Origin of the sequence: Kouleothrix sp. (assembly GCF_046328425.1) — a bacterium.
Lineage (GTDB): Bacteria > Chloroflexota > Chloroflexia > Chloroflexales > Roseiflexaceae > Kouleothrix.
Genome location: NZ_JAXLWP010000056.1, coordinates 1 through 6,566 on the forward strand (window position 1 = coordinate 1; position 6,566 = coordinate 6,566).

5 protein-coding genes are annotated in these 6,566 nt (G+C 69.7%); 3 read left to right on the forward strand and 2 right to left on the reverse strand.

What is annotated here, in order from left to right; translation table 11 throughout:
• A partial coding sequence (locus U0177_RS28830; protein WP_409574150.1) for a glycosyltransferase family 4 protein occupies window positions 1-746 on the forward strand: 746 nt, incomplete at its 5' end.
• Complete coding sequence (locus U0177_RS28835; RefSeq protein ID WP_409574151.1) at window positions 743-1,534, forward strand: class I SAM-dependent methyltransferase; 792 nt, start codon at window positions 743-745, stop codon at window positions 1,532-1,534. The genes U0177_RS28830 and U0177_RS28835, both read left to right, overlap by 4 nt.
• On the opposite strand, the gene U0177_RS28840 is transcribed toward U0177_RS28835, so the two are convergent.
• Together U0177_RS28840 and U0177_RS28845 are read right to left on the reverse strand one after the other, a co-directional pair.
• Window positions 1,531-3,768: a DUF2298 domain-containing protein gene (locus U0177_RS28840; protein ID WP_409574152.1), complete on the reverse strand. Its 2,238-nt coding sequence runs from the start codon at window positions 3,766-3,768 to the stop codon at window positions 1,531-1,533. The two genes, U0177_RS28835 and U0177_RS28840, sit on opposite strands and share 4 nt — an antisense overlap.
• A 117-nt stretch (window positions 3,769-3,885) precedes the next feature.
• Entirely contained in the window at window positions 3,886-5,943 is a 2,058-nt protein-coding gene (locus tag U0177_RS28845; RefSeq protein WP_409574153.1) for an ArnT family glycosyltransferase, read from the reverse strand.
• Between the two features lie 226 nt (window positions 5,944-6,169).
• On the opposite strand from U0177_RS28845, the gene U0177_RS28850 reads away from it, so the two are divergent.
• On the forward strand, window positions 6,170-6,566 hold a 397-nt coding region (locus tag U0177_RS28850), incomplete at its 3' end, for a glycosyltransferase (RefSeq protein WP_409574154.1).

The following is a 6,566-nucleotide window of genomic DNA, read 5'->3' on the forward strand; positions in this document are numbered from 1 at the left end:
GGGTCGTCGATACCGCGAATGTTTCGGCCGGCGTGCTCTCGACGCGCGTGGTGGCCTACACTCAGGATTTTGCCGAGCACTCGCCATTCCTGCGGCGCTTCCGCGACAAGATCGTCGTCATCCCGCCGCCGGTGGAGGTGGCCCAGGCTAGCCAGGCCGAGATCGCCGGCTTCCGCGAGCGCTGGAATATCCGCGGCCCGGTGATCGGCATGGCCGCGCGCCTCGCGGCCGAGAAGGGCGTCGAGATCCTGCTCAACGCCCTGCCGCGCGTGCTGCAGGCCTACCCCAACGCCCGCGTGCTGTTCGCCGGCCCCTTCGAGAATGTGCTCGGCGAGGCCGACTACGCCCGCCGCCTGGCCCCGCTGTTTCAGCGCTACAGCGACCACTGGACGTTTCTGGGCACGCTGAACCCGCGCGAGATGGCGGCGTTCTTCCCGAACCTGGATATGATCGTCGTGCCGTCGCTCAATTCCACCGAAACATTTGGCCTGGTGCAGGTCGAGGCGATGCTGTGTGGCACGCCGTCGATCGCCAGCGCGCTGCCCGGCGTGCGCCAGCCAGTGCAGCAGACGGGCATGGGCCTGGTGGTGCCGATTGGCGACAGCGCCGCGCTCGCCGAGGCGATCGTCGAGGTGCTGGCCAACCGCGCCCGCTTTGTGCGCCCGCGCGCCGAGATCGCCGCCCGCTTCAGCACCGAGCGCACCGCCGCCGAGTATGAAGCCTTATTCAACGAGCTAAAACGATGACAACCGACCGCGATTTTTTGCGCCCGCACCTGCTGACTCTGCCGATCCACCGGGCGATGCTGCGCGCGGTTGAGGCGCGCCTGTTCGCCGAGATCGCCCCCGACCTACCCGAGCCGATCGTCGACATTGGCTCGGGCGACGGCACGTTTGTCGAGATCGCCTTTCCCGGCAAGCGGGTGTTCGGCATCGACCCGATCCGCAGCGATACGCACGAGGCTCTCGGCCGCGGCGTGTACGCCGGCCTGAGCGTGGCGAATGGCGCGCACCTGCCGTTCCCCGACGCCTCGTTTGCCAGCGCGATCAGCAACTGCGTGCTCGAGCACGTGGTGCCGCTGGCCGAGACGCTCGGCGAGGTGGCGCGGGTGCTGCGCCCAGGCGGGCAGTTCGTCACCTCGGTCGTTGGCAATCGCTTCCCGCAGGATCTGCTGGGCACCACGCTGCTGAACGCGGTTGGGCTCGATGGCAGCCGCTATGGCCGCTGGTTCAACACGCTTTCGTACCACTACAACACGCTCAGCGTGGCCGGCTGGAGCGCGCGCTTCGCGGCGGCCGGGCTCGAGGTGGTGTACCACCGGCCGTATTTCAGCTCGGCCGCGCTCAAGCTGTTCGATTTCAGCCACTACTACGGCGTGCCGTCGCTGATCACGCGCCGGCTCACCGGGCGCTGGCTGCTCAGCCCGCCGCTCACGCCCAACCTGCTATGGGAGCCGCTGCTGCGCCGGATCTACGAGGCGCCGCCTGGCGAAGACGGCCCGTACTATTTCTTTGTGTGCCGCAAGCCAGCCTAGCGCGCGGTCGTGTCTGCCGCCAGCACCGCCGGCGGCAGCTTGCCCGTGGGCACCTGGTAGATCACGGTAGCGTCGCGCCGGTACACCGCTGTGATCTGGCCAGCCTCGGCCAGCGCGTCGAGCTGCGCCAGGCCGGCGGCCGGGTAGAGCGCGCGCTCGAGCTGGCCAACATACACGTATTCCACGCCATATAGCTGCAGATCGCGCAGCGTCGCGCCAGCCGGCTCGGCGCCGCTGTAGAGCCGCGCGATCAGCCGCTCGCGCCGGTCGATTACGCCCCCTGCCAGCGCCACAAAGCGCTGGCGCTGCTCGTGCCACGGCCAGCCCAGCAGCGTCGGCAGGCCGGTATAGGCCGACACGCGCCCGGCCCAGCGGTATGGCGCGGTTTCGGCCTCGAGCACGATCGGCGTGCCGGCGATGTTCTGGCGCATCCACGCGATCGCCGCCGCGTCTTCGGCTAGCGGGAACTGCCGCTCGTTCTCGGCCCAGCGCGCCGTCTGCATGAACGCCATGCCGTCGAGCGTTGGCCCGATGCGCGCGTCGAAGCGATCGGCTATGCGTGCCGGCGTGGCGCTGAGTGGGTAGGCCAGCGCGCCGGCGATCAGCAGCCCTGCGCCGGCGCGCCAGCCCCAGCCGATCGCGCCGCGCGGCAGCGTGCGCCACAGCCATGGTAGCGCCGTCGCGGCGGCGCTAGCCAGCAGCACCCAGCTCTGCAGCCCGGCATGCAGCGTGCCGTCCAGCCGCCCGACGTCGTCGGGTGCGGCCAGCAGGTACCCCGCCGCGATCGACAGCAGCCCGCCCAGCGCCCACGTGGACGGTAGCAGCGCCGCCGCGCTTGGCGGGGCACTGCGGCGCGCGCGTACCAGCAGCGCCGCCGCGCTCAGCAGCACGAACAACCATAGCGCGTTGACTGCGAGCAGATCGCCAAGCGTCGCCACGCTGTCGGGCAGCAGCCGAATGCCGCCATTTGCTGCGAAGCGCTGGTCGAATGGCGCGAACAGCAGCAGGCTCAGCGCCGGCAGCGCCAGCGAGGCGCCCACGCCGATCGTGATAGCAGCGCGCCCGGCCAGGCCACGGCGGTGCATGCGCCACGCCGCCAGCCCTATCGTCGCAATTGCCAGCGCCAGGTAGGCCGGGTAGTCCCAGCCGTCGGCGGCGCGCAGCGCGCCCAGTACCAGCGCCAGGGTGCCAAGCACCACCAGCCACGGGCCGAGCGCGCGTCGCGCGAGCGCAGCGCCCGCCCCTGGGCTTTTGCCCCGCCCGATCGCTACCAGCAGCCCCAGCGCGGCCAGCACCAGCGGCAGCGCCAGCATATGCGGCTGCATATCGCCATACAGAAACGTGAAAAACGGGAATTCGATCGCCACCCCGGCCTGGCCCGGCCGTGCGAAGTGCGTCGCGTCCCAGTACAGCCACTCGGGCCGCCCGCCGCTTTGGGCCGCGCTGCCGCTCAGCAACGCGAGCGCGTTGGTCAGGCTGCCGGCCAGCGCTACGAGCGCCACCGCCAGCGCGCCCGCCAGCATCGCGCGCAGCTCGCTCTGTAGCCGCCGGCCCCGCAGCCGCCCGGCAGTGCGCGGCGCAAGCAGGTTGTACACGGCGCCCCAGGCGCCAAGGGCAGTGAGGGCGAACAGCGTGGGCACGGCGAGGTTGTAGGCGGTGGTGGGCGGCACGCCGGTCAGGTGCACCAGCGCGCCGACGAGCACAAAGCCGAAGTAGCGGTAGTTGAGAAACCCGCCGGCGAACCAAGGGTCGTAGGGCGGGAAGAACGGGCTCTTGACCACCGCCGTCAGAAACGCTAGGTCCATCGGCTTCTCGCCGCCGCGCGCCGGGTGCCACAGGTCCGGGTTCAGTGCCCGCACCACCACAAAGCTCAGCCACAGCAGCAAAAAGAGCTGCTCGGCCAGCAGCAGCGTGGCCCAGCGCTCGCGGGCAAAGGCGCGCAGCTCGCGGCGGGCGCGCCAGCCGGCGGCGGCGCCGAGCACGAGCAGCAGGCCGGCGCACAGCCACACGCTGGTGGGGCCGAAGGCGAGCAGGTGAGCGCTGCCGAGCAGCCAGGCGGCGTAGGCGAGCAGCAGCAGGGCGAGCGTCTTGGCCAGGGCGAAGCCACGGTCGGGCAGGCCGGGCAGGTGGCGGAACAGCAGGGCGAGCAGGCCGGGCAGCTCAAGCGCGAGCAGCGCCAGGCCAGCCAGGGCAGCTGGTTCGCCAGGCTCGCCGGGTCGAACAGCGCTGCCCACGTCCCGCCCGCGCGGTACTGCTCGAGCTGCGTATCGGTGAGGCGCAGCGCGGTAGGCGCGGCTGGCGCGGATCGTCGGCAGCTTGTACACCCTCGCTCCAGGCGATGCCGGCGGTGATCAGCTGCTCGGCGCGCTGGCGGAGAAGCGCTCGGTCTTCTTGAAGATCAGCACGCGCGGGTGGTCGTAGACGGTGAAGGCTTCTTCGGCGCTCTGGTCGGGGATGCTCAGGCCGAACAGCGTGGGAGTAGGAGTGAATATCGGCGACGAGGTCAAAGCCGAGGTCGCCGTCGGCGAAGGCACGCGTGGTAGTAGCGGGTGAGCGCGGGGTAGCGCATGGGCGAGGCGGGTGGCGGAGCCGTAGACGCGGTTGCTGCTGAGCACGACATAATCGGCGTCGAGCTGGTCGAGCAGGCCAGGCGAGTACTTGCCGTTGGCGTCGCGCGCGCCGAAGTACTTGCTCGCCTCGTCCTCGGCGTAGGGGTACGTCTCGACGCCGACAAAGCGGTCGTGGCTATAGCCATCGAGGTCGAGCGGCAGGCCGTCGTCCCACGACTCGGAGGTGATCGCCGAGCCAGGCGTGGCGTTGGCATACAGCCAGCGCGAGGCGGTGATGCGCGTATGCGCGCGGGTGTAGATCCGCGTGAAGGCGTAGGCCCAGCAGGCCGAGAACGCGACCACCAGCACCAGCGCGGCCTGGCCAAGCAGGTAGGCGCGGCGGCGCGTCAGAAACGCGCGGAGCAGTGTATCCTGGTTGTAGTGGCGCTTGCTCAGCTCGAGCAGCAGCCATGCGGCGAAGATCGCCAGCAGGCCGTAGAGCATCGAGTAGTAGCGCATGGTCATGAAGAACTGGCCGCCCTGCCAGCCGAAGAAGAACGTGATCCAGGCCCACGGCACAAGGTGCTTGAGCTTGCGGCGGCGCAGCAGCTGCCAGCCGGCCCAGGCCCAGCCGGCCCAGGCCGCCAGCCCCAGCGGCACGCCCATGCCCCAGATAATCATGTTCTGCAGCGCGAACACGAAGCGCGGCCGGCCGGCCCACTGCTGGCTCGGCGGCCAGTCCATCTCGCCGCTGAAGGTCGCGCCGATCGAGCGGTAGTTCTCGATGAAGCGCGCCTCGGGGCGGATGTCGAAAAAGCCACGGCCCTGCAGCAGCCGCGCGAGCGCGCCGGCGGGCTGCCCGGCCGGCAGCGCCGCCGACGTGCCCATGAACGCGTCGGGCTGGAGCACGCGGAACACCAGGAACGACAGCACGCCCGCCAGCGCCAGCCACATAAACTGGCCGTACAGCGCCGGCATCAGCCTGCCCGGCCGGCGCGGCACCCCGGGCGCATGCGCCGACTGCCAGGCGCGCAGCCCGGCTACCACGATCGCCAGCAGCGCCAGCGTGGCCATGGTCACGCGGGTCGACATCGCCAGGCCGATGCTCAGGCCCAGCGGAATGTAGCCGGCAGGGCGCTCGCCCTGGGCCAGCCGCACCGCCCAGTACACCGTCAGCAGCGTAAAGAAGGCCGTGGTCGAGTCGACGGTGAAGAAGTGCGCCAGCTGGATCGGCAGCACCGAGACGGCCAGCAGAAATGCCGCCAGCAGGCCCACCTTGCGGCCATACAGGCGCCGGCCGATCAGAAACACTATTAGCAGCGAGGCGATATCGAACAGCGCCGACCAGGCCCGGCCGACCTTGAAGATCTCGCCATAGTCGGTCAGGTTCTTGCCGGCCGGGTTCAGCAGCGCCTGCAGCGGCCGCAGCTTCGGCACGCCCAGCTCGGGGTTCGGCAGCTGCGCCGTGCCATTGGCCGAGGGCGTGGTTGGCGGCAGGGCCTCGTTTGGCGTCAGCATCACCGCCGCGATGCGTGTGAGCGTCTGCGGCAGCAAGCCATAGACGTAGAAGTCTTTGCCGTGGTTGCGCGGGTTGAGCGGGTTGCGCGCCGAGTCGAAATACTCGCCGAAGCTGGTGGGCACTCGTAGCAGCGAGGCCACGTCGGTCATGAAGCGCTCGTCGGGGTGCAGCCGGTACGATGGTTCGTCCCAGCTGAAGAGGCTCAGCGTGCGGAAGTATGCGCCGAGCAGCAGTATGCCGAGCAGCAGCGCCCAGGTAGCCTGCTGCTTGCGCCGCCGCAATCGCGATCGAGATTCAGAGGCAGGGGCGGAAGCCTGGCTAGGCAGCTGGTTGCTCGTCATAGTGGCCTTTTATCTGCTGGCGCGCCGGTACCGTAAGCCAAACACATTATAGGCATGATCCCGGCGCTCGTCCAACATAAATACGACGATACAGCTACAAGCTGTGCTATAATGCGCGCCGCCTGCTGCTGTGGCGTTTGCCGCCACCGGGGATGCGCGTTGCGAGCTTGCGCACAAGCACGAAACGCCGGCTGGGCTGCTGTGATCGGCGGCGTGAGGAATGCGGATGCGGCTGCTGTTTGGGCTGACGTACTACCGCCCGTATGTGAGCGGGCTGACAATCTATGTCGAGCGGCTGGCCACTGCGCTGGCCCGGCGTGGCCACGGCGTGACGGTGCTGACCTCGCAGTACGACCCGAGCCTGCCGCTGCGCGAGGTGATCGACGGCGTGCGGGTGGTGCGCGCGCCGGTGGCTGCTCGCGTCAGCAAGGGCGTGATCATGCCCAACTTTGGCGGGCTGGCCACGGTGCTGGCGCTGCACCACGACGCGATGAGCCTGCACCTGCCGCAGTTCGACGCGCCCGGCCTGGCACTGCGCGGGCGGCTGTTTCGCCAGCCGGTGGTGCTGACGTACCACAGCGATCTTCAGCTGCCGCCCGGCCTGATCAACCGCGTCGCCAACC